At 42.9% G+C, this 22,550-nt stretch carries 19 protein-coding genes; 12 read left to right on the top strand and 7 right to left on the bottom strand.

Annotation, left to right across the window (positions count from 1 at the left end):
• Window positions 1-5 precede the first annotated feature (5 nt).
• Window positions 6-1,940, top strand: a complete 1,935-nt coding sequence (locus A11Q_RS07905; RefSeq protein WP_015470281.1) for a hypothetical protein — start codon at window positions 6-8, stop codon at window positions 1,938-1,940.
• Between the two features lie 27 nt (window positions 1,941-1,967).
• Here A11Q_RS07905 and A11Q_RS07910 read toward each other — a convergent pair whose 3' ends face one another.
• Together A11Q_RS07910 and A11Q_RS13785 are read right to left on the bottom strand one after the other, a co-directional pair.
• Complete coding sequence (locus A11Q_RS07910) at window positions 1,968-5,975, bottom strand: DEAD/DEAH box helicase (protein ID WP_015470282.1); 4,008 nt, start codon at window positions 5,973-5,975, stop codon at window positions 1,968-1,970.
• Window positions 5,976-6,059: 84 nt separating this feature from the next.
• The gene (locus A11Q_RS13785) at window positions 6,060-6,317 is read right to left on the bottom strand and encodes a hypothetical protein (protein ID WP_148284972.1); all 258 of its coding nucleotides are present in this window, start codon (window positions 6,315-6,317) and stop codon (window positions 6,060-6,062) included.
• A 146-nt stretch (window positions 6,318-6,463) separates the two neighbouring features.
• Between A11Q_RS13785 and A11Q_RS07915 the strand changes: the two genes are divergently transcribed.
• From A11Q_RS07915 to A11Q_RS07930, 4 genes are all read left to right on the top strand, one after another.
• Window positions 6,464-6,712 (top strand): hypothetical protein, encoded by a 249-nt coding sequence (locus tag A11Q_RS07915; RefSeq protein WP_015470283.1) that lies wholly within the window; start codon window positions 6,464-6,466, stop codon window positions 6,710-6,712.
• A 249-nt stretch (window positions 6,713-6,961) separates the two neighbouring features.
• Complete coding sequence (locus A11Q_RS07920; RefSeq protein WP_015470284.1) at window positions 6,962-8,167, top strand: CapA family protein; 1,206 nt, start codon at window positions 6,962-6,964, stop codon at window positions 8,165-8,167.
• Between the two features lie 73 nt (window positions 8,168-8,240).
• Entirely contained in the window at window positions 8,241-9,116 is an 876-nt protein-coding gene (locus tag A11Q_RS07925; RefSeq protein ID WP_015470285.1) for a hypothetical protein, read from the top strand.
• A gap of 36 nt (window positions 9,117-9,152) precedes the next feature.
• Window positions 9,153-10,958 carry an ABC transporter ATP-binding protein gene (locus A11Q_RS07930; RefSeq protein ID WP_015470286.1) on the top strand — a complete coding sequence of 602 codons (1,806 nt, stop codon included), beginning with the start codon at window positions 9,153-9,155 and terminating at the stop codon, window positions 10,956-10,958.
• A 9-nt stretch (window positions 10,959-10,967) separates the two neighbouring features.
• Here A11Q_RS07930 and A11Q_RS07935 read toward each other — a convergent pair whose 3' ends face one another.
• A complete protein-coding gene (locus A11Q_RS07935; RefSeq protein WP_015470287.1) occupies window positions 10,968-11,603 on the bottom strand; it encodes a hypothetical protein in 636 nt (211 codons plus the stop codon).
• Window positions 11,604-11,816: 213 nt separating this feature from the next.
• Here A11Q_RS07935 and A11Q_RS07940 point away from each other — a divergent pair, with 213 nt between their 5' ends.
• Window positions 11,817-12,278 carry a hypothetical protein gene (locus A11Q_RS07940; protein ID WP_015470288.1) on the top strand — a complete coding sequence of 154 codons (462 nt, stop codon included), beginning with the start codon at window positions 11,817-11,819 and terminating at the stop codon, window positions 12,276-12,278.
• 32 nt (window positions 12,279-12,310) lie between these two features.
• Here A11Q_RS07940 and A11Q_RS07945 read toward each other — a convergent pair whose 3' ends face one another.
• The gene (locus A11Q_RS07945; protein WP_015470289.1) at window positions 12,311-13,375 is read right to left on the bottom strand and encodes a CapA family protein; all 1,065 of its coding nucleotides are present in this window, start codon (window positions 13,373-13,375) and stop codon (window positions 12,311-12,313) included.
• A 182-nt stretch (window positions 13,376-13,557) separates the two neighbouring features.
• Here A11Q_RS07945 and A11Q_RS07950 point away from each other — a divergent pair, with 182 nt between their 5' ends.
• Window positions 13,558-14,544, top strand: a complete 987-nt coding sequence (locus tag A11Q_RS07950; RefSeq protein ID WP_015470290.1) for a hypothetical protein — start codon at window positions 13,558-13,560, stop codon at window positions 14,542-14,544.
• Between the two features lie 119 nt (window positions 14,545-14,663).
• Here A11Q_RS07950 and A11Q_RS07955 read toward each other — a convergent pair whose 3' ends face one another.
• From A11Q_RS07955 to A11Q_RS07965, 3 genes are all read right to left on the bottom strand, one after another.
• Complete coding sequence (locus tag A11Q_RS07955; protein WP_015470291.1) at window positions 14,664-14,936, bottom strand: Lrp/AsnC ligand binding domain-containing protein; 273 nt, start codon at window positions 14,934-14,936, stop codon at window positions 14,664-14,666.
• A 69-nt stretch (window positions 14,937-15,005) separates the two neighbouring features.
• On the bottom strand, window positions 15,006-15,839 hold the full coding sequence (locus A11Q_RS07960) for a hypothetical protein (protein ID WP_015470292.1): 834 nt from the start codon (window positions 15,837-15,839) through the stop codon (window positions 15,006-15,008).
• Between the two features lie 46 nt (window positions 15,840-15,885).
• Entirely contained in the window at window positions 15,886-17,967 is a 2,082-nt protein-coding gene (locus A11Q_RS07965; RefSeq protein WP_015470293.1) for a sensor histidine kinase, read from the bottom strand.
• A gap of 56 nt (window positions 17,968-18,023) precedes the next feature.
• Here A11Q_RS07965 and A11Q_RS07970 point away from each other — a divergent pair, with 56 nt between their 5' ends.
• From A11Q_RS07970 to A11Q_RS07990, 5 genes are all read left to right on the top strand, one after another.
• Entirely contained in the window at window positions 18,024-18,743 is a 720-nt protein-coding gene (locus A11Q_RS07970; protein ID WP_015470294.1) for a response regulator, read from the top strand.
• Between the two features lie 42 nt (window positions 18,744-18,785).
• Window positions 18,786-19,637 carry a glutamate 5-kinase gene (gene proB, locus A11Q_RS07975; RefSeq protein ID WP_015470295.1) on the top strand — a complete coding sequence of 284 codons (852 nt, stop codon included), beginning with the start codon at window positions 18,786-18,788 and terminating at the stop codon, window positions 19,635-19,637.
• A complete protein-coding gene (locus A11Q_RS07980; protein ID WP_015470296.1) occupies window positions 19,603-20,850 on the top strand; it encodes a glutamate-5-semialdehyde dehydrogenase in 1,248 nt (415 codons plus the stop codon). Before proB ends, A11Q_RS07980 begins: the two co-directional genes overlap by 35 nt.
• Before the next feature lie 58 nt (window positions 20,851-20,908).
• Window positions 20,909-21,349 (top strand): hypothetical protein, encoded by a 441-nt coding sequence (locus A11Q_RS07985; RefSeq protein WP_015470297.1) that lies wholly within the window; start codon window positions 20,909-20,911, stop codon window positions 21,347-21,349.
• A 539-nt stretch (window positions 21,350-21,888) separates the two neighbouring features.
• Complete coding sequence (locus A11Q_RS07990; RefSeq protein ID WP_015470298.1) at window positions 21,889-22,533, top strand: hypothetical protein; 645 nt, start codon at window positions 21,889-21,891, stop codon at window positions 22,531-22,533.
• Window positions 22,534-22,550: the final 17 nt, after the last annotated feature.

Here is a 22,550-nt window from a genome sequence, read left to right on the forward strand (position 1 = left end):
CCAATATGAATTTCAGATTGAACTTCTCAGTCAAATTTCGAATAACTTTTTTATCTTTACTGGCTTTTGCTTCTATCGTATTTGCGCATCAAAATGCAGAAGCTAATTTGAAGAAGCTGCGCTACAGCCCTGATCTATCCCTAGTTACAACCGATATGACCCACTGGCTACAGCGGGCTGGCCTTTCTCATCTGCCTATAAAAATCGAATTCTTGCCTAGCTCTCAAAGCCATCGGGTGCGTTTTTCGTGTTCCAAATCTTACCAACTGACGATTTCTGCTTCTGAAGAGGAAATGATCAGCACGGCCTACTATGGGCTACGTCAACTCGGATTTCTATTTCCTCACCCGCGCTGGCAGATAATACCTACACAAGCAGAGGTTCTAAAAAAATGTGGCCAGTTATGGACATGGGAACCCTCATTGCGATTAAGAGGCTTTCACTTACACACACAGCACGCGGGAGAATGGACCGATGGTTTCTTTATGGATCAATCCCAGATCGCTCAAGATACCATTTGGTGGCTAGCTCGCAATCAACAAAACGTGATTCAACTGCAAACACTGCGACTGCCAGATAAAGAGCTCCAGCCAAAGCTGAAACCCACCATTGAACTAGCGCACCAACTGGGAATTCACTACGGACTCTCTTTTAGCTTTGCCATGATTCAACAAAAAAATTTCTATCTGATTCCCTTCTGGAGAGCCGTTTTAGGTATTGGTGATGAACAGGCCCTGCGCCAGCGCATTCGCGAGCTGATGGCTATCTACGATTTTGATTTTGTTGCTTCCGAGTTAGGAACGACTGAATTCACTTCGATCAATGAAGAAAATTCTTTAAAATGGATTGAAATTTTAAATGAAGAACTTCAATCCCAAGGACGCAGCTTTTATGTCAAACTGCATGTTTCGACAAATCAATACTCAGCAAAGTATGGGAACTTTCATTTTTTACCTCGTTTTTCCAGCGCCACTGTGGGTATACAACCCCACACTGTATTTTTCTATGGCTTAACGGATCCACAAACACCTATGTATGGGCGATTTGATTTCGCCGATATGCGCAGTCTTATGCTGGAACAAAAAGACAAACGCGATATTATGTACTTTCCCGAGACCAGTTATTATATCGGCATGGATATTGATGTTCCATTATTCCTGACTGATTATTTAGTGGCACGCGCCGATGATTTGCGTTTTCTGAAAAAAAATGGATTTGATTCACAAGTCAATTTTTCGACAGGCCAAGAATTAGGTTATTGGTTATTCGATTGGACACTAGCTCTTTTAACAGATAGTCAACTTCAACAAAACCCTCTTGCAGGACTCAACTTATTGGGTGAGGACACTCAAGTCTGGGAGCCCATACTGAAATGGCAAACCCAGTACCTGAAAAACTATCAACTGATTCAAGCTCTTAGCTCTGCCAACCTGATGGACGACCTCTATCCATTTTTTGAAAAAACACATGAAAGGAAGTTATTACGCGAACTTCGTCATGACCCTCAGGCTTTAGAGTCAGAAATAGGTCTTTTACAAAACGCTTTGAATAGCCACCCAAGTCTTGCTGGCATAAAAAACACTGAATTAAAGTTACTTCTTGAGGTTACACAGTTGCGCCTGCAACACGCTCTGAAACTGCGCTTGGCTTTACAGGCTTTGCAAAATAAGAAAGCGGATGCTACGACAATTTTAGATGAAGCTAAAAAAATTCGCCTAATGGCCCTAGACAAGATGGGTATTATTTCTTCTGATTACAACCGCTATCCAGAATCATTTGTGTTTTCTAAAAGAAAAAATCCAACGAGCTATCCTTATGGTTATGGCTGGCCAGCGGCCCAACTTCACTTTTGGGAGCGTGAAGAGAATATGATTCGCAAATACCAACTTTGGAATCCATTTTACATGAATATCTATAATCCATTCCGGCTATTACTTTAAACTGTGTCTGAGAGCTTTAAATAGAGCCTAAATTCCTAAAAGCATATCGAACTCTTCTTTACTTAAAGCGTGGCCCGACTGTGCAATTTCAACATCTTTTACATTTTCAGATAGAAGTGATTGGAACTTCTGCTCTTTTCTGGCCTTAAGAAGCTCAATTTTTTCCTCTAAAGATTCGTGCATGATGTACTTAAATACCTGCACTGCTTTTTTCTGTCCTAAGCGGTGGGCACGATCTGTCGCTTGATTTTCTACGGCAGGGTTCCACCACGGCTCAAGATGGAAGACATAGCTGGCTTTTGTTAAATTCAGACCCACACCACCAGTCTTCAGCGTCATCAAAAGAACGCCGCCTGTGTTTAACTCGTGGAAGTCGGAAAGAACTTTTTGACGTTGTTTACTCGTCACACCGCCATGTAGGACAAACACAGGTATATTGTGCGCCTTTAGTAACTTAGCTGTATGTTCCAGCGTCTGTAAGAACTGAGTGAAGACCAGTGCACTTTCACCAGCCTCTATAATTTCTTGCAATGACTCAATCAGTGTTTCTAACTTCGGCGGAACCTTATCGTACTTCACATTCGGTAAAGCAGCAGGGTCAGAGCAGGCCTGACGAAGTCTTAATAAAGCTGTCAGCATTTGAAGTTGTACATTTGCTGTCCCCTGCACTTTGCCATCCTGAACAGTGTTTTCCATGGCTTCTTGCACGCGCTGATTATAGGCCAAGGCAATATCGCGATAGATTTCTTTTTGCTTTTCTTCAAAGGCGATGCTGATCTTCGTTTCTTGCTTTTCTGGAAGTTGATCTAAAATTTCTTTTTTTGTTCTTCTTAAAAGCAAAGGTTTGATTTTAAGCTTAAGATCTGCAATTTGCTCTTTAGAAACACCTTCACGATTGACGTAGGTTTTTCTAAAGTCTTCTAACCCACCCAAACTTCCCGGAACCAGTAAATCGACTAACGAGAAAAACTCTCCGTAATGATTTTCCATAGGTGTTCCCGTCAGACAGATTTTAAACTGTGCTGCTAACGAACGGGCCACGCTCGATCTTTTACTGCTGATGTTTTTAATATTCTGAGCTTCATCGAAAATAAGAACTTTCCACTTAAATTCACTGAAAAATTCTTCGTGCTCCAGTAACAGACCATACGTAACCAGTACGACGGACGTTTGGTTTGATTTTAAACGCTCAGAAAATTGGAGCTTTTCACGACTAGAAAAAATCTCTAAAGGAATCTTAGGTGTGAACTTTTTTACTTCCTGTTCCCAGTTAAAAATCAAAGACGAAGGGACCACAATCATTGAATGTCCTAACTCTTTGTTATCACGCAGTCCCTCTAGGAAACACAGTGTTTGTAGCGTCTTACCTAATCCCATGTCATCGGCAAGCAGAGCCCCTAAACGCAGTTGATAGAGGTCCTGCAACCACTGTACACCGCGCTTTTGATATGGTTTTAAATCAGCATGGACCGAGTCTGAAATTTTAAGTTCGTTAGCCACTGTTCCCAAATTGTCATAGAAATCACAAATTCGCTGCCACTCTTTATCGCCTTCGATTTTAACACCTGAAGCTCTTAAAGCTAATAACTCTAAAGTCTGGTGGCGCGGCAACTGATAGGCACCCGCTTCGCGGTTTTTCTTCTGAGTTTCCACTTTACCTTTTTGGAGCTTTTGCCAAAAATTTTCTAGACGACGTAAAGATGGAATTTGTTTTTTCGGCACCAGATACAATTTGCCTTGATACTCAATCACTCCGCCCGAACCCAGACTTAAAAGATGATCTGGATTCACTTCTTCACCTAATAAAAAGAACTTTGGATCTAATTCAAACCAATTGAAATTCTTTTGGTCTGTATCCCCACGAATGGCAAATTCCACACGGAATTCGTCCTCTTCTAACTCTTGCAGTGGCTGTCCCTCATAATAAAGACGACATCCAAAAGGCACCAGCTCTTGTAAATACTCAAGACTGATATGTAGCATCGAACGCAGTTGCCGTTCACCTGTCGAAAAATAAAAAAGGTCCTGACTGTGACTTAGAGTTTCAACATCTGATATTCTAGATAAAAAAGAAGTCCGACTTCTTTTAAAAATCTCGCCACCCGTATTGAGGGCCAATGCCTTTAAGAGCGAGTAAAGTATTCTTCCTTCGCGCTCAAAAAGTCCGGTCACAATGATTTCGCCGTCATCTGAATAAAAACTCTCGGCAGCAGGTAAAGACCTTAATATGTCTTCTACGAACTTTTCAAAAAAGACAAGTGTGGAATGCGAACACAGCTCTTCGAGCTTATCGCCATTAAAAATTTCAGCATCACGGCCAGAAGTCAGTAGCCCATGAACTCGTCCATATAGGCTTTGAAAAATTCTTTCTTTTTCAACTTTGGAACCATCTGTCAGCTGTCCGTCATAATAATAAGAAAGTGTTTCAAAGAAAACATATTGCAGAATTCCTAAGTGACGCAAAAGCTTTAGATCCCATTCTCGCTTACGACGAGATCCTGAAGCTAAATCTTTAATATCAGAACTGAAATAGGATGGTAGGCCTTCAGATAAAGCCATAATCCATTTTTTAGAACGCTCAGACCAACCTGTGCGCTGACGATACTTTTGCACATTATCTGCACTTTTTGGTCTTAACTGGTGTTGAAAGAAAAAACTGCCGTTTTCTTGAAGATGAATTTCCGTCGTCATCTGCTCAGCTGTGATTAATGCAGACTCTCCAGATAGTTTTACTGGTATAGGACGCTGGCGTAGTTCTTTGATAATATTGCGAACGACTCCTTCACCCTCTACATTAAATTGAGGCATGGTTCCCAAATGCAGCTTCATTTCACCCGTATGATTCTGATTGTCCTGTACCCTACATATCTCTTGTAGTCGCGTGAACTCTAATAGCCACGGGTGAACCAAAACAATAGCTTCTTTAAGGTCTACAGCAAATGATTGAAAAAAACTGAGTGGAGATTTTGTTCTGTTTACTAACTGGAATTCAGCTTCTAACTGAATTTTTTCTTGTAAGTCGACTCTCCAGTAAATTTCATCACTCAAATCAAAATCAATACTTTTAAGTTTTAGAGCCCAGTCTCTGCGCTCTTTATGTTGAAGATAAACCTCAACGGCTCCGCTGCGCTGAGCGCTGGCTATTTCGGATAGTAGGTACTGCATCACCACTTCGACTTCTGACAAAACTTGCGTCACAAAACTATGAGTCGCTTGCTGTAACACAGGCCATTTTTGAAAAACGGCGGGAATGCTTTTTAACGTCGGAGGAAGCAATTGCATGGGAACTATACGATGTAACGGATGTCGCAAAATATCTTTGGCACTGACCTGCACACCACCACTGAAATTGTATCGAACCATATCGGCAATCCGATTCTGCCGATTGACCTCGTTGAAATAACTTTCAGAAAAAGCTGTTAATTTTTTACCGAAGACTTCCGGCAAATTCCAAAGTCGTGGCGATAGAAGCTGGCGATCTTTATCTGGCTCTACTAATCTATAGCCATAAAAATTGTCTTTTAAAATGTCAGCTAAAGACTCGCTTGACGAAACTAATGGCTCTTCTGAGTAAATGCTGATGGATTGAAAAACCACTGGCTCGGCTGCAAGATTCTGTAACTGCTCTTGTACTTGAGGCTGTAATGTCTTAGCAAGATCTGCCAAATCTGGATGGGCAATGTCTTTTGGAGGAAGAGTTAACACTTGCCAAAGAAGAACGTAACTCGCCCACTGATGCGAGCAGCTATGAGCCATTCTTCCGTTTTCTGTGCAGTGAGAGCATGTAAAGCGTAATGTTCCATCTGCATGAGATTCACTGATATTCACTTTGACTAAAGAAACTGGTGGAGCTTCGGTCCATGACATTTCGATTTCGATGCGTTGGTTCTGAGTGCTGTGGCGATAAGAATCAAAACGTCCACCACTGATCAATTGAAGTCCTTGCTCGTAACGTTCATTTTCACTGAGTGGTACTCGCTCTCGCGGGTCACGCAATTCAGAAATATTATGTAACGTCATCGGCAATAAAAACACGGTACTCCTTAGCCCTTCTGTAGCACTCAAAGGCGATCAGGTAGTATGCACGAAATTAGTGAAAATGTCTAACTTAGTGTGAATTTAACGATAACAGACTGTAGAAACTGAGCCATCACCGCAGATCAAGGCTCCATCACTGCTGCGGAAGTAGTGAGCGCCAAATGGCGGAGAACACGACAAGGCGCCGCCACGGCCAACACAGCAGCTAGCAAAGGAGTTAGGAGATGTCTGACAAACATAGTTATTCTTCTGATTTTCATTTGTAGGTAGCGATATATTACAGGAACTGAGCAGAATAGTAGCCAGCAGAATAAATATCTTGAGTCCAAATAACTTCATGTTTTTGATCATAACAGATAAAAACTTTAGACACAATTTCAGGTAAAGCTTACAAAAAAAGAGGTCTTGTTCCTTTTTTAAGCCGCCGTCTTGACAGAAAGTGCCGTTTTCTTTTACAAACGACCAACACTTTTAAGGAGAACCCAATGAAAAAATTCGCTTTGATTTTAGCTATGACTGTTTCTGCTTTCTCAACTTCTGCTTTAGCTGCTGATTTCGACGATATCCAAGTGAGCATTTTAAGCTGGTGCGATGGTAACCGCGTAATGGCTTACACTGAAAGCAAAGATGCTGCTGTCAAATTTGACTGTTCTGCTCGTAGCGAAACTTGCCGTGCTTATCAAATCGTTCGTTTCAACGAAGTGATTCACGTGGCGACTTGCGTAGCTCAGTAATTCAGTTCAATAATTCAGCTCGACAATTTATTCAAACTGCAAAAACACCGGCCTCAGAGTCGGTGTTTTTATTTCAGTCGGATCACTTCGTCTTAAAATGAGACCCTGAACTGAACACAGGCTAACCCCTTTTAAAGACCCTTTTTGTACCATGTTCTGTCTTTTGACATCCTAAAGCGACTATATGATATCTGTTACTGGAATAAGACCTGCATCTTTATTGATGCTATCCTTTTAAAGAGAGGTTTTATGTTGAAGCGTGCAAAATGGTCTTATCTTTCTGCGGCCCTTTCGACGACTATTTTTACGATCTCATCGTTAATGGCGTTTCAAGCTCACGCTCAAACCAGCCGTAATCTGAACTTTTCAGAAGCCTGTTCACAAGGTGATAATATCGAAATTATTGCCGTTGGGGACATCCTTTTGCACGCTCCCCTTCAGATACAAGCTACAACTCATTCTTCTCGTTTTGAAAGTCTTTGGTCAGGTGTACTTCCCTATATTAAAAAAGCAGACATTGCCTACGCTAACTTAGAAGGTCCTACCGCTCTGGGACTAACAGCGAACGGAAGACAGGTCGGCGATGTTGGCCACCGCTTCGATAAAAACGTCTACAGTGGTTATCCTCTATTCAACTATCATCCTCTTTTGATCACAGATCTTAAAAAATCAGGATTTGATATTGTGTCGACCTCTAATAATCACTCGTTAGATCGCGGCTCTTTAGGTGCAGATAAAACTATCGAAGCCTTAAAGGCGAATAACCTTCTTTATGCAGGAACGCGCACGCGTGAAGAAACACAAAATCCAGATCACCAATGGTACACCATCACACAAAGTAAAGGCCGTAACATCGCATGGGTGGCTTGTACTTTTTCAACGAATGGAGTTCCAGATCGCCATGGTCAAGTTATGCCCTGCTTTCAAAAACAGGGTGAACTCCTTGGACTTGTAGAAAAGCTGTCTCGCAATCCACAAATTCACGCCGTTATCGTGACACCTCATTGGGGTGACGAGTATCAACTACGCCATAACAATCAACAGACACAATTGGGCCGCCAATTGATTGAGTCTGGGGCTACCGCTGTTCTAGCGACTCATCCACACGTTGTACAACCTTGGGAAAAAGTCACAACGGCGAGTGGACGCGAAGGTCTTATCGTTTACTCTACAGGTAACTTCGTCAGCAATCAGGCCGAAGTTCCGCGCAAAACATCCATCATGGTGCAGCTTCATTTAACAGGCGCTCCCCAATCTAAACTGAAAATCCGTGGGGTTTCTTATTTGCCTTTATTTATGGAGCGCACTCCACTGCGCACGGTACGCCCCGTTTATAATATGTCTGAGGTTCCCGCGGAAGCTCAACAGATTTGGACAAATGCATTTGGAGCTAAGAATCGCATCTCGTCTGCCACTGAAAACCAAATTCAAAAGTACTGTGCGAATTCACAATAAAACGTCAATTTTTTTGACAAAAAACTAAAAACAAAAAACTCTGAATTTCCAGTACGTGTGCTATGCTAAAGGCATGCAACAAGAGACTTGGAAATTCTTTCCGCAGATTCTTGAGAAAAAAATCAACCACTTGTTGGATGAGGCTGAACCGAATCAAGCAAAGGCCTACCAGCTCTATAAAACATGCAAGAACGAAAATCTCTGGAATAACTCTTTCGAAATTTTCGCTATCCATTTACATGACTTTTTTTCGTTAGCCAAAAGTGAACGTGCCAAAAGTTATTTTGATAATTTTCTAGATCGCCCTATGGAACGTTCAATTTATGAAAGCTTTGATCTGACATTTCGTACAGCCACTGTTAATTCACAGTCATTACTTAATGTCGCCAATTGGTCACACGAACAGATGATTCACAACTGCCAAACAGCGCAAGAAGAAAGCGTAGTGCTCTCTGTCGATATCTTAACAAAGACTCTTCACTATATTACGAATCCCCCACTGCACGAAAAAGATCAGCAGATCGAATTTGAAGATTTTTGCCAAACATGGAAGAAAACTGTTTTTCTTTTATTTGGTAAAAAATATGACTCAGAACTTGAAACTGTCTTACAACAGATTCGCAAATTAGCATTTGATCTTAAGCAGGCAGAACAAAAGACTTTGGAGAAAGAAAAGTCTCCGACCTTTATCCCTTCGATCTTTCTTACACAAACAGAAATCGATTGGACTACTGCCGTTCGTGAGGCTATTGTGCACCACCTACAAGCCCCAGATTTCCCTCTGTCACGTGGTGCTGAAAAACCTCGCTTAATTGAGCTACAGAAAGCTGCTGAGCTTTATAATCTTATCCTGCAGACATCGCGCACAGAATTACGCCGACATTTGGATAATGTACGCACGACTATATTGCATAAATGCGATTGGCTCCTGACTGAAAAAGCCCGTTAGTGACAAGCCTCTAAGCTTGAGCTAAAAACTCTGGCTATGGCAACATCTACACCTCAGGGTTCACTTTATTCATTTCGTCGTCTTTTTTCTTATAGCAAACGTCATCGTCAAGATTTTTATTTGGGTGGTTTATTTTCATTCCTAAATAAAACTTTCGATGTCGCACCCGAGATTTTAATTGGTATCGCCATCGACATGGTCGCCAATCAAGAAAAATCCTTTCTGGCGCGCTTTGGAATCGAATCCGTTCAGCATCAGTTGATTGTTTTATCTTTACTAACCTTGGCTATTTGGGCCTTTGAATCCCTATTTGAATACTTGCATCTACTTAAATGGAGAGGCCTTGCTCAATCCATGCAGCACGAATTACGTGTCGATGCTTACAGCCACTTACAAAAACTCGACATGTCTTATTTTGAAGATCGTAGCACTGGCGGTTTAGTTTCTATTATTAACGATGACATCAATCAACTGGAACGCTTTCTTAACAGTGGGATGAACAGCTTGATACAGGTCATGACCGCCGTCCTTTTAGTAGGAGCCGTGTTCTTTGCACTAGCTCCTAACATTGCCCTATTTGCTTTCTTACCTGTACCCGTTATTTTGTGGGGAGCTTTTTACTTTCAGAAACGCGCAGCCCCTCTTTATGCTGAGGTTCGCGAACGCGCTGGTCTGATTGGAGCACGCCTTGCCAACAATATCAGTGGTATTGCCACTATACGCAGTTTTGCCTCAGAGGCCCGTGAAGAAAAAGCTGTCTCTAAAGACAGTCAGGACTATCTGACTTCAAATCGCAATGCCATTCAGATTTCTTCCGCTTTTAATCCTTTAATTCGCATGGCTGTACTGGCGGGCTTCCTAGCTACTTTTGTTATTGGTGGACTTATGGCTCTTCGCGGAGAACTCAGCGTGGGCTCCTATGGCGTCCTTGTCTTCTTAACACAAAGGCTTCTGTGGCCATTAACAAGCCTTGCTGAAACTGTGGATCTTTTCGAGCGTGCCATGGCATCTGCCGATCGCGTTCTTAATCTTCTGAGTATTCCTATCGGTATTGAAAAACCACAAAGTCGTACAGGCTTCCCTCAGAAAACTGACATTCGCTTTGACGATATCTCGTTTGCATATAGCAATGGCCTGCCGATTTTGCATCACGTGCAAATTCAAGTCCCTGCTGGTAATACCATTGCGATTGTGGGACCAACTGGCTCTGGCAAAAGCACGATAACAAAATTGCTTCTAAGATTCTATCAACCTACAGGCGGAAAAATTCTTATTGGTGACCACGACATCACGGCATTAAACACGCAAGAGCTGCGCGAAAATATTGGTCTTGTCAGTCAGGACGTATTTCTATTCCATGGAACTATCTACGAAAACATAGCTTATGGAAATCCACAGGCGACACGCGAAGAGGTACTTGAGGCCGCTAGGCAGGCTTACGCCGATGAGTTTATTAACAAACTTCCACAAGGGCTCGATACCCTTATCGGAGAGCGTGGACAGAAACTCTCTGGCGGTCAAAGACAACGTATTTCTATTGCTCGAGTTATTTTGAAGAATCCAAAGATATTGATTTTGGATGAGGCCACGTCCGCTGTAGATAATGAAACGGAAGCTGTTATTCAAAAATCCTTAAACAAGATATCGCAGAATCGCACAACGATAATTATTGCCCATCGTCTGTCAACAGTGACCCACGCGGATAAAATCTATGTTTTATCCGCAGGTAAAATTTCTGAAGAAGGCTCTCACGAGGAACTCCTTCAGAAAAAGAATCTCTATGCTCAGCTTTGGAATTTACAACTTCGTCATGAAATAGTTCACGACGAAGTTAAGAGTTAAAGAATCAAGTTAGTGAGTCAAGGCTGGTCGGCGCTTTTCTGGTAAAATCGTCGACCAGACGACTGAGTCTTTTAAAATTGTAATGTCTTGGCCTTTAAAACGTTCCATTAATCTGAGGGCCAACAGACGATCTTCTTCATTGCGTACGCGCACTTTTACAATAGAGCCACCTTCACGCAAGTAGAACCCATAACGACGACCTGCTGACGGAGGTGTCCCTATACCGACTAGGGCGCCACAGGCCGCACCTAATAGCAGACCTACCAACGAAGCCAACACAGTTGAAACAATCCAAGAGGTCATTCCCAGTTCTTCTGGCTGACTGGCACCAAGGTACAATCCCACAAGTCCCAGCAAAAAGAAGCCAGAGATAGCCCCAATCATCATACCTGTCGTAATACTTGTATTCTGCTGATAGACGAAATCACGTGAGCCATTTTTATTTGGAGACAAAAGCGAAATATCCTCATCTGCAAAATCATTTTTTCTTAATGAATCAATAGCATTTTCAGCATCGCTACGAGAAATAAACATCGCAAAAACCGATTCAGATTCCGTTTTTGTGAAAGACGACTGTATTTTCGTATCGCCTCTGGTCTCTGTCCTATTCCCTCTTAAGCTGTCTCTTTCATTTATAATATCCATGTTCTTACCCCTTTTTTGAGGCACAAAACCTCATGAGTCCACATGAGTATATATTCAGCAAGTGAGGTGCCATCATAGCGACCAAACTAATCCCTTTAGCTCTGAAAAATGCGTGGCTAAAACGTGCTTTGAGGCAAAAGTTCTCTTTGCAAAAACAAATGATGACTCTATAGTTTATAAGAGAAGCTTATAAAAGAACTAACGGAGAATTCGATGTCAGAGCAAAAAACCAAATGGATTTTATTAAGTCTTTCTGGAGCTCTATTATTTGCTATAGCGGTCTGGTTAACATCCGCATACGTTATTGATCGCCAAAGCAAAAAGGGCTTACCTGATCCCATCGAAATTAAAAACACAACGGATCGAATCAAGGCCAATGCTGTTCAGTGGTACACGTTTTCTTTACCTTATGAAGGAACTTTGAGTGTTTCGGTGCAAGTACAAAAAGGAAATGAACTGGATGTATTTTTAATGCGTGAAGATCAGTTGGCTCACTTCAAAAGTAAAAACAAATTCAATCACTTCCCTCAGTTTGAAAGCAATCAAAGCAAAAACTATCAGCGGCACGGAAATCTTTCCGAAGGCCGCTACAGCTTAGTGGTGCGCGACCCCAGCTACGGGATCATTTCGTCATCTGCAACGGATTATCAGATCAAAATCAAACTGGAACCCTAGTGTTAAATAACCACGTAGGCCTAAAACACTCATCAGCGTACAAAGCCGCCTGTTTCACTAAAGCGTGGGGCAGAACCCGCGAAATCTTTTTGCGATAATTCTTCAATCATCTTTAAGGCGCGCTTTTGCGGATCTAGTAATGTTCCTTGATCTCGTACCTGAATAAAGGAAAAGACTTGGCCTTTTAAAAAGCGACCATCCGTCGCTACCTGCACACGTACTAAAGGAGCCAGTGCTGCTATTCCTGATACACTCACTCCGCGAGCCGTTGCAAAGTTTCCTAAACTGTACAACACCACACGCTCACGATAAACCTCAATACCACGTGGCACATGGGGACCATGCATGATCAAAACATCGGCTCCGGCATCAATAGCTTGACGAGCAAAACGCACTGAGTTCCCTCTGTTTTCACCTAAGAAAATTTCATTCTCGTCAGAGACACGTTCAGCGCCACGGCCTTCGGCTCCCACATGGGCTGAAACCATAACAACATCGTAGCGTTTTTTTAACTCAGTGATTTCGTTTAAAATCGGTCCAGCATTTAATATACTGCGTGGACCTGTACGATAATCCACCGCGATCAAAGCGACGCGCGCTCCGCGCACATCAAACTGCGCGACTTCGCCTTGCTTTGATGAATATTGAATTCCGGCTAACTTTAAAACATCCTTTGTTGATTGAAGCCCTGCACTTCCGAAATCATGGGCATGGTTATTAGCCAAACTCATCACGTTGAAATCGGCCTCAACCAATCTTTCGACATAATCGACAGGTGTTTTAAAAAGATAGCGATTAGGTCCCGGAGCTTTTCCATCGGACTGAGGCGGTCCTTCAAAAAAAGTTCCTTCGAAATTTCCAAAGCGAACATCAGATGCTTTAATGTATCGTGCGGCTTGAGCAAAGAACGAACGACCTTGATCTGCAGGTAGCCAATTATCAGGATAAGTGGTGCCCATCATAATATCGCCCACTGCTGACAAAGTCAGTGTGCCGGCCTCTGGGGCTGGAACTTCATCTGCCCAAGCTGAATTTGCTGATACCATCGTCGTGAAGAAAATAGAAAGCATCACGATTTTTATATTAAAATGTTTCATACCGAGACGAATCTAACAAAAAAGCCAAAGAATATCTGCTGTAATGATTCTGACAGTTGTCAAAGCTTTAGACAGCTTTAGATCGTGCTCTGAGACTCCGAAAAAATAGAATGGGATTCAGTCGGCAATCTACATTGAAAACAACTCAAAGAGCCAGTCAAATAGCCTCTCGAATAAGCTCTATGGAGTCCCTGTTCTTTGGAATCTTATTAACCATCATGTTCGCCCTTTTCTTCACTCCTTCCACTTCATGGGCCACGAGTGAAAACTGTGAGCCCTATGACTTACGGGAAAGCAGTGTGGGACCTGATCGCCCTTTGCCTGTACAAAGGGAACAAGGGGCCTCTGGTTGGTGCTACGCGATGGTCCTTAGTGATTTACTTTCATATAAATTTAAAGCCACCGTGTCTTCGACGGATATAGCCCTTCATCACTTGAACTCTCACTTTACAGAGCACTGGAAGCGATATCAAACAGCCTCAGCTCATTCACCCGCACGTGCCTTTCCTCTTGGAGGCGGACGGCTGACAATGGCCCTGAATGATTTAAAATCCCGCGGCGTCTGTCTTGAGCAAAACTTTGCCTCGCACTTAACAAACCAAGATCCTCCTGCAATGACTAAAGCTGAGCGGCAACCAGCCTCAGTTGACACAGATATCACAGCAAAAGGACTCAGCCGTTTTTTCTCGAACGAGCATCAAACCAACTTGCAGTCTTTGGTGAAGGATGTAAAAGATCCTCAACTCTTTTCAGCTCTACAAAAAATAGCGGCACAGCCGCACTGCAGTCCTCAGTTTCGTCATCAGTTCAGCCAAATGAATTTACAATTAGATATCGAAGAGAAAACCTCTTCAATGAGTGCGCTCGATTTTTACAAAAGATTAGATGACTCCGTATCACAATACAAAATGTTGGCTATTACTTATTCCCCAGAAGTCTTAACATCTGTGGCTCCTGTGAATACAAAAAAAAATGGGACGCATCTTTCTTCTATTGTAGGACGACGTTTCAATAAAGAGAAAACCCGCTGTGAATATCTTGTTAGAAACTCTGAAGGCTCATGTCAGGACTATGCTCAAGACTATGAATGCCAGAATAATCATGTTTGGATTCCACGACAGACTCTACAATCAGCAACAAGTCACTTCATGTATTTCCCAACAAACTAGTCAGCAAGCTCAAAGAGTAATATCTGAAGCGAATTAATTACTAATGCTTCGTCAAAATAAAAAAAGCGAATCCTCTTTTAAAGAATTCGCTTTTGATTTTTTAAATTTAAGATGGCTGACTAACCTGCTTTTTTCCACTGCCAGTCTGGATTGTGCCATACTTGATTCGCCCACGTCGTGTGTGTATTAGACACCCACTCTTTTTTACGAAGCTTATTCCAAATAAATGATTCCACCTCTTGAGGTGTATTCGCTTTAATCGTCAACAGCATATCCCAGTCACCCATTACAGACCACGCTGACGTGACCTCAGGCCATTCTTGCTGCCAATTCCAATTTTCTGGTTGAGGTGTCTTTTCGTTCCATTTAACCCATACTTGTGCTTGCCACATAGTGTACTCCTTTTTTGACCACGTCTTTATCGGCAGTACACTTTGAACAAATAAGGCTAGCTAGACCACTTACTTTGATTGATCGTTATTTTGTGGAGCTTGAGGTGCTTGCTGAGGAACTTGTGGCTTTAACCAATCTTTGATAGCGTCCCAATCTACTACACTTTTCGATTCAGCTTCAGGTTCTTGTGCTGCATTTGGATTCGCAGTTGCCGCGGCTTTCTGTTGTTTTATCTTTTCTACCTGCGCCTGCATCATCTGCTTAATTTTTTCTGCTTTAGCTTTATCTTCTTGGAATTGAACACACTCTTCAACTCGCAGAAGATCACGTCCCGCACGATGGTCACGAATTAACATATCAGTTCTGACTTTGATTTCCAGAAGCTCAGGAATCGCTTCCATAAAACCACCGCGCACCGCCAAACAAAAAGCATTCAGATCAGAAGAGTATCCCTCTGGCTCTACACGATGACGAATGGCCTCACGAAAGTTCACTTCATCATTCAAATAATAAAACGCACGATAGGCATTTACTGGTCCTTTAACCGCAGTAAAAACCAACTTATTTCTAACATCAGGAATTTCATTCCATTTTTCCTGCATCTGTTTTTCTAACTCTAAAAGATCTGACGTATTTTGAGTTTTAACATTGTAGACATGAACCAATTTATCCGCGACGAAATACACACCCGTGTCGAAGTAAAAGAAAACTTCACGGCCTTCTGCTAATGTTTGACGACTATCAGGAATTCCCAATGTCACCAATGTATCGGCGCGGCTGCTCCCCGGTTCTATTTTACTTTGAATTTCAGATGTCTTAAGCGGTGTGGCGCAACCTAAAAAGCCCGCCACAAGAAATAAGCAAATCAATGTTCTAACAGAAATACGTTGTTGTCTTTTCATTATTCTATCCCCAATATCGTCACGCCATTACAGCCGAATCACCTGTCTATTGCAAGCCGTAAGGCACTACTAAATCAATCCGTGTACCCTGTGTTAAACGTACAATCTGAATAGATCCTTGAATATCGCGCAGACGATATTGCAGATTCTTTAAGCCATTTCCGGCGGCACCAGCAGACAAAATAGACTCAGGAATTCCACACCCATCATCTTCAACCACGATATTCATTTTATTTTCACCGACCTCAACAGAAACCTTAAGTTGATTCGCACGCGCATGGCGAATCACATTCGATACGACTTCCCGTAGTGCCGAGCGAATGGCCTTGTGCTGACGATAGCTCAGTTGTGGATCGAAGCTCTGCGCCGAAGACACGGGCCAATGCAAAGTTATTCCAGCAGATTCAACTCGGCGAGCTGTTTCATGACGAACTTCCGCCAAGAGGTTCTGCAAAACCACATTCTCTTCCGAAATTCCGCTGACAATACTGCGAATATCTTCTAATGCGGCCTGCAAGTTGGGACGGAGCTTATCATCAGCCAATGTGATCCCTGTCATCAGGCGCGCACCCACATCATCGTGAAGATCACGAGCCATACGACGTCTTTCTTCAATCACTCCACGATCATAGGCCTCACGATTAGTTTCAGCCTGCTTCACTAAAATTAAAACCTGAGCCGCCAGTTGGGACGACTCCACATCAAACAAAGCCTTCCCCGCCCAAGGATAAGAAATACGCAAGCAGGGTGTATTCGCTACAGATGGGATCAGCAATTGTAAACCATCCTCGACTATTTGTACTTCGTTCACCTCTTCTAACGACGCTTCAATTTTCAAGGGATCAAATAATTTCTTAAGTAGACCTTGCCATCTTTCAGATCTACCTGACGATGAAGAGGCTAAGGCCACGTGCATCGCTTCTGCTAAAAGATCTTGAGTTTTCACTTTTTGACGTCTTCCTACAAACTGCCAAATATAATCACGCAAAGGTAAGTACACCAAAGTCAAAACAAGTAAAGACACACTCAATGCTGGCACACGGCTGACATCTAATGAACTCACTAAAAAGACATCCAACGCAATTAAGACTAACGCGCCAACAGCATAGAATAAAATGCGGTAAGCCCACTGCCCCACTTCAAAAAGTCTGTAGCGTCGCAGTCCTGCCGCTAAGCCAATATAGATCACTAAGAAAAATAGAAAAGCGTAGCCTTGCTCAATGGCAACTTCGCTATCAAAAACTAAAGGCACTGCATTTAACAAAATAAACGCTCCGGCACCGACAAGCACGGCTAAGCCAAGCCAAATCAGCGCCGCACGGGCCTGTGGCAAACGTGACGTTGCAAAATACTGTGCGATGATCGCCAACAAGATTCCCAGCATTTCAATCATCGTGATAAAATTAACAGCATAATTTGCAGGAGTAATACGTGCTATAGCTAGTCCCGTCCATGCCATAAAGACGACCGCTTGAGTAATTAAAATCGGGCGCCAGAACTTCAAACGAACCGGATAAACAAGGAATAATCCGACTACACAAATACCAAAAAGTGAGGCTCCAAAACAGTTCATAGCAGCCAGAGTTTTGAAAAGCCCAACAGGTAAAGCGAGCTCACGTGTTGTGTAAAGTGCTGCCGAAAATGTAAAGAGCAATGTCGAAACGCCACTCAAAGCAAAGAGCGATGTGGCCAGATCCCGCGGACGCAGGGCCCATACCCAAACGGAAATAGCGAAAGCGCCTACTCCTACCGCGATTTGTATCCAAAAAATGGCCATCAAATCCGACACAGCAAATGGGACTTTTGTTACTGACTGTTCAAACCCATCTTGCTCATAGACAGTCCCTTCTGATGACAAAAGTGACTCCAATGCCCCCTGACGCTGATAAAATCGATCTAAGTCAGCATCCACCGCAATTTCCCCCGGCTCTGGTGTCATGTCCAAGGCTTCGATTTCAAAGGTTTGCCCCTCTGCTGAGCGCAAGACTCCACCGACATCAAAGGCAATCCCCGTACGAGGTTGGGCTAACGCCATCCCAATCACAGCAGCCGTACAGCTCAACATAAAGACCAACGCCCCTAAAAGACGCACATTCGGAGTATTGAGGCTATTTTTTAATTTATTCATGTTGTTTTTGTCCTTGATCTTTCGGAGTTAAGTCAATACTTTTTGGTTGAGTTGCTATGTCGATATTACCCACTTCTAACTCTTTTCAGAATATTTGCTTAATCGTCGAGGACCAACCTCAAGTCTGCAACTTTCTTACTCAGTCAATGACTGAGGCCTTCCCTGAACTTAGAGTTATTGTCCGTTCCAATATCACAGCAGCTATCGAGTGGTTAAAACAACGTACGCCAGAGATGAAGGCCCAGCAGCCATTACGCCTTGGCCTAATTGACCTTGGATTGCCCGATGGTTCCGGAGTCGAACTGATTCGCTATCTAAAAACGAATGAGCCCGATACACGCAGTGTGGTCGTCACCATTTATGACGATGACCAACATGTCTTTGAAGCCCTAGCTGCTGGTGCCAGTGGATATATTTTAAAATTTGAATCACCGGCTCACTTTGTGGAAATTCTAAAACGCATCCAAAAAGATGAACCGCCGTTGTCCCCATCTATTGCCCGTAAGATGCTGGCCCACTTTAACACCATGGCTTTGACTTCCTCTTCGTCATTGGAAATACCTGAAGCCACGGAAACAAAAAAGACTCCGTTAACAGCCCGTGAGCAAGAGACTCTCACTCTGCTTTCCCGCGGTCTAACTGTGGCCGAAGCGGCTGGCGAGATGAAGCTGAGCCCCCAAACCGTGGCTGGGTACGTGAAGATCATCTACCAAAAACTGCAAGTCACCAATCGCGCAGAGGCTACCCGCGAAGCCATCCGCTTAGGTCTAGGCTAGTTATTTTGTCTCAGCCTCAGACTGTCTGATGCCGAACTCTCTATGGCATCGTGGAGTTTCTTGCTTCACTTCCTATTCTGTAAGATCATTTTAATCATGGCGAAAAAATCAAAGCGTATTCGTTGGGTTGTTAAAGCAGGTAGCAATATGGTCTGTAATGGTGGACCTCTTCTTATTAAATCATGGGCTCAACAAGTGGCCCAATTACGACGGGATTACAATATCGAAGTTATATGGGTTTCGTCGGGAGCTATCGCCTCTGCGAAAAGTCGTATCGCTACAAATAAAATTCCTAAAAAAAATCTGAAGCTCAATGAAAAACAAGCTCTTTCCGCCATCGGACAACCGCTGGTGATGGACCTTTACAACATGGCTTTACAAGCTGAGTCTTTGCGTGGAGCACAGGTGCTTTTAACCTCTGATGATTTGAATCATCGTGGACGTCGTCAAAATTTAAAAAACACTCTACAAACTCTTTTAAAGTGGGACATTATTCCTGTTCTTAACGAAAATGATACTGTTGCCACGGAAGAAATCCAATTTGGTGATAATGACTCGTTATCCGCACGTGTGGCGATTCACATGAATGCTGATCGCTTAGTTATTCTAACGGATGTGGACGGGCTATTCGATTCAGATCCAACTAAAAATCCTCAGGCAAGATTGGTCCCATCGCTGGAACGAGTGGCGACGAAGGATCTGACTCAACCCGGCCTTAAGGGAAAGAGTCAACATGGCACAGGTGGAATGTACTCGAAGCTATTGGCTTCACGTCTAGCCACGCAAAAAGGTATCGAGAGTTTTCTGGTCAAGGGCGATTTGCCTTCCGTTCTTTTACAATTAGCCAAAGGAGTCTCGGTTGGAACTCATATCAAAGCTAAAAAAAGTAAATAAAGCCTCTAGGCAATTAAGACTCAGTACAACGGAACAGCGTAATCAGGTTTTAAAAATTGCAGCTGAGTTACTAATTGCAGAACAAAAAAGTATCTTGAAAGCCAACGCTCAAGATCTTAAAAATCTTCCTTCCAGTACACCTGCTGCATTTCGTGATCGCCTGACATTAGACATCACCCGCCTAGGCCACATGGCGGTCAGTCTTTTACAAGTGGCTGAATTACCTGATCCCTTAAATGTCGAGACAGAAAAACGACAATTACCAAATGGCCTTCTTCTGCGGAAAGTGCGTTCTCCGTTAGGTGTGGTTTTTATGATTTTCGAATCACGCCCGAATGTAGCTATCGAAGCTTTTTCCATTGGCTTTAAAGCTGGCAATGCCATGATCTTGCGTGGAGGGAAAGAAAGCCAACACACCACCGCGGCCCTTTACCGCATCTTAAAAGCGGCATTGAAACAGGCAGATCTTTCTGAAGATACACTTCTGGGTATAACCGATCCCGACCGTAAAATCGTGAACCAACTTTTAAAACAAAAAGAATTGATTGATGTGGTTGTTCCCCGCGGAGGCGACAAACTGATTGAATTTGTCACTGAGAACTCACTTATTCCTATCATCAAAAATGATCGCGGTATGTGCCATATCTACATTCACGAAGATGCCCGTCCTGAAATGGCCACACAGATTTTAGTTAATGCAAAAACCCAAAGGCCTGGAGTTTGCAACTCTATGGAGACTCTTTTAATTCACGAAAAAATAGCCGCCACACTTTTGCCAAAAGTGTATGAAGCGATGAGCCCCTTTCATGTTCGTTGGTATGCAGCCCCCCGCGCATTTAAAATTCTAAAAAAATTCCCAATGGTCAATGTCGCTACCGAGAGCTCATGGAAAACAGAGTATTTAGATTTTGCTATCAACTGTAAAGTCGTCAACTCACTGGAACAGGCGATTGATCATATTCAAGAGTTTGGCAGTCGCCACTCAGAATCTATTGTCACCTCAAATGAAGTCACAGCTCGAAAATTTCAACAAGAGGTCGACGCGGCAGCTGTCTATTGGAATGCCTCAACTCGCTTCACCGATGGCTTTGAATTTGGTTTAGGTGGAGAGCTTGGAATTAGCACACAGAAACTTCATGTGCGTGGCCCTGTAGGCTTAGCCGCTTTGACCAGTGAACGCTGGCTGATTGATGGCACCGGACAGATTCGCTAGCGCGATTCATTCTGATACAAAGTTTCAGTCTTTCGATTTTTATTCCGATAGACTTTGTATGAAAACATACAATTTTCTAGCGGTGTTTGTTTTGGGTTTATCTCCGTTTCATGTCTTGGCTCAAGAACCTCTTAATCAACAGGCTATTGTGGCCGAGGCTCAGCAGTCTTTAGTAGACCCTCAGAAACGCCAAGAAGCTTTAAATACACCGGAAGCCCGTTCCGCCGACCGACAGGTTGAAATCACAGCCCTTGGGGACAACTCGAAAAAACAAGAGATGTACAGCCTTGCAGCGGCCTTACTGCCATGGCTCGCTCAGCAAGCGGCAGGCGATCCTAATAAAATGGCTGAGATCATGCAGAAGTTTCAAAGTGATCCCCAAAGCTTCTTTAACAGCATCCCAGAGGAACAACGCAATAAAATCCGCGCGTTAGCTTCCGAGATCGAAGCCCAACAAAAATCGAATAAGGCTCCAGTTAAAGCCTCAGCGACTCCATAAAGTGGAAAAAATGCTCAATGAAATGACTCCGTGTAAAGTCATTTCACTCACCCTCTCGCGGAGTTAATAGGCCGAATATGTTTGAGGTTTTTTAGTTAAGTCGACGCCGCAATCTGAACAGAAGTGATCCCGATTCTTCCTGCGTGCAGCATGGCTGTCCTCACAGTCTTTTGAGTCTGTGTGAGCATTAAATTTTTCTCCGCACATAGGGCAAAACTGAATAGAAACCAGTATTCGACTGTGATTCATGTTTTTACAGTGAAAGGATTTTTTCATTGAAGACCTTCTTTCTTATAGGAGTCTTCGATATGAAAATTCCATTCTGTCATTCTACACTGCCTGACTCACAATAACTAAGCGAATCACCTTCTTATCTATGTCTGTATAGCCAAAGCAGTCTCCATGTATTTGAGAAAATAACTAGACCTCAATCTCTGAGTCTGTCCTAATTCAGTACAATAAACGACAAACTCAAGATGGTTTTCAATTCCTCCGAAAACTTAATTGTCTTTCTTAATTATCTTTTGGGGGAATCTTTTATGAAGATTTTGTTTTTCATTATCTTGGCTTCTTTATCTTTTACATTTTCTACAATTGAAGTCGAAGCTCGCGACAGTGCCTGTGGTAAAAAAAGCTGTCAGTGCGAGCATGAAAATGATGTCCTCACCACTGACGGAGAACCCGTTGACACAGAATACTCATGTCGTATTGCTCGCTGTGAGCAGCGCCGTGACCAAGCTGGTAATAAGAAATTCTGCTACTACTGTAAAGTTAAAGTTGGAAATAAAACTATTTATAAAGAATCTATTCCGGCAAGATTAGGAGCCAAAATCGGTTCTGGAGGCGATAGCTTAGGACTTGCTTCTTCACGTGTTATCAGAGGCTACTTCAGCGATTTCCATGACTCGTTTAAACAGGCTATTTTTGACTCTAGAGTTTCTGGGTATAAGTTAAAACCAGAAACACAGAACTACTTTCAAGGACTCGCTGATACTAAACGTGAAAATATCCGCAGAGCCACGACACCACAAAACGAAGAACAGCGCATTCGCTTTTGCCGTCTTGGAATCATTTCCGATCCCTCTTTATGCGATGACACCTCTGAGGAAAGCTCTGACACAAGCCGTGAACCTACAAATGACGACAGCGATGATTCGGAAGGTTTGGATGATGGTGAGGAGTAAAACCTCACATCCCAAAT

It is taken from the genome of Pseudobdellovibrio exovorus JSS (assembly GCF_000348725.1).
In the GTDB taxonomy this organism is placed as follows: domain Bacteria; phylum Bdellovibrionota; class Bdellovibrionia; order Bdellovibrionales; family Bdellovibrionaceae; genus Pseudobdellovibrio; species Pseudobdellovibrio exovorus.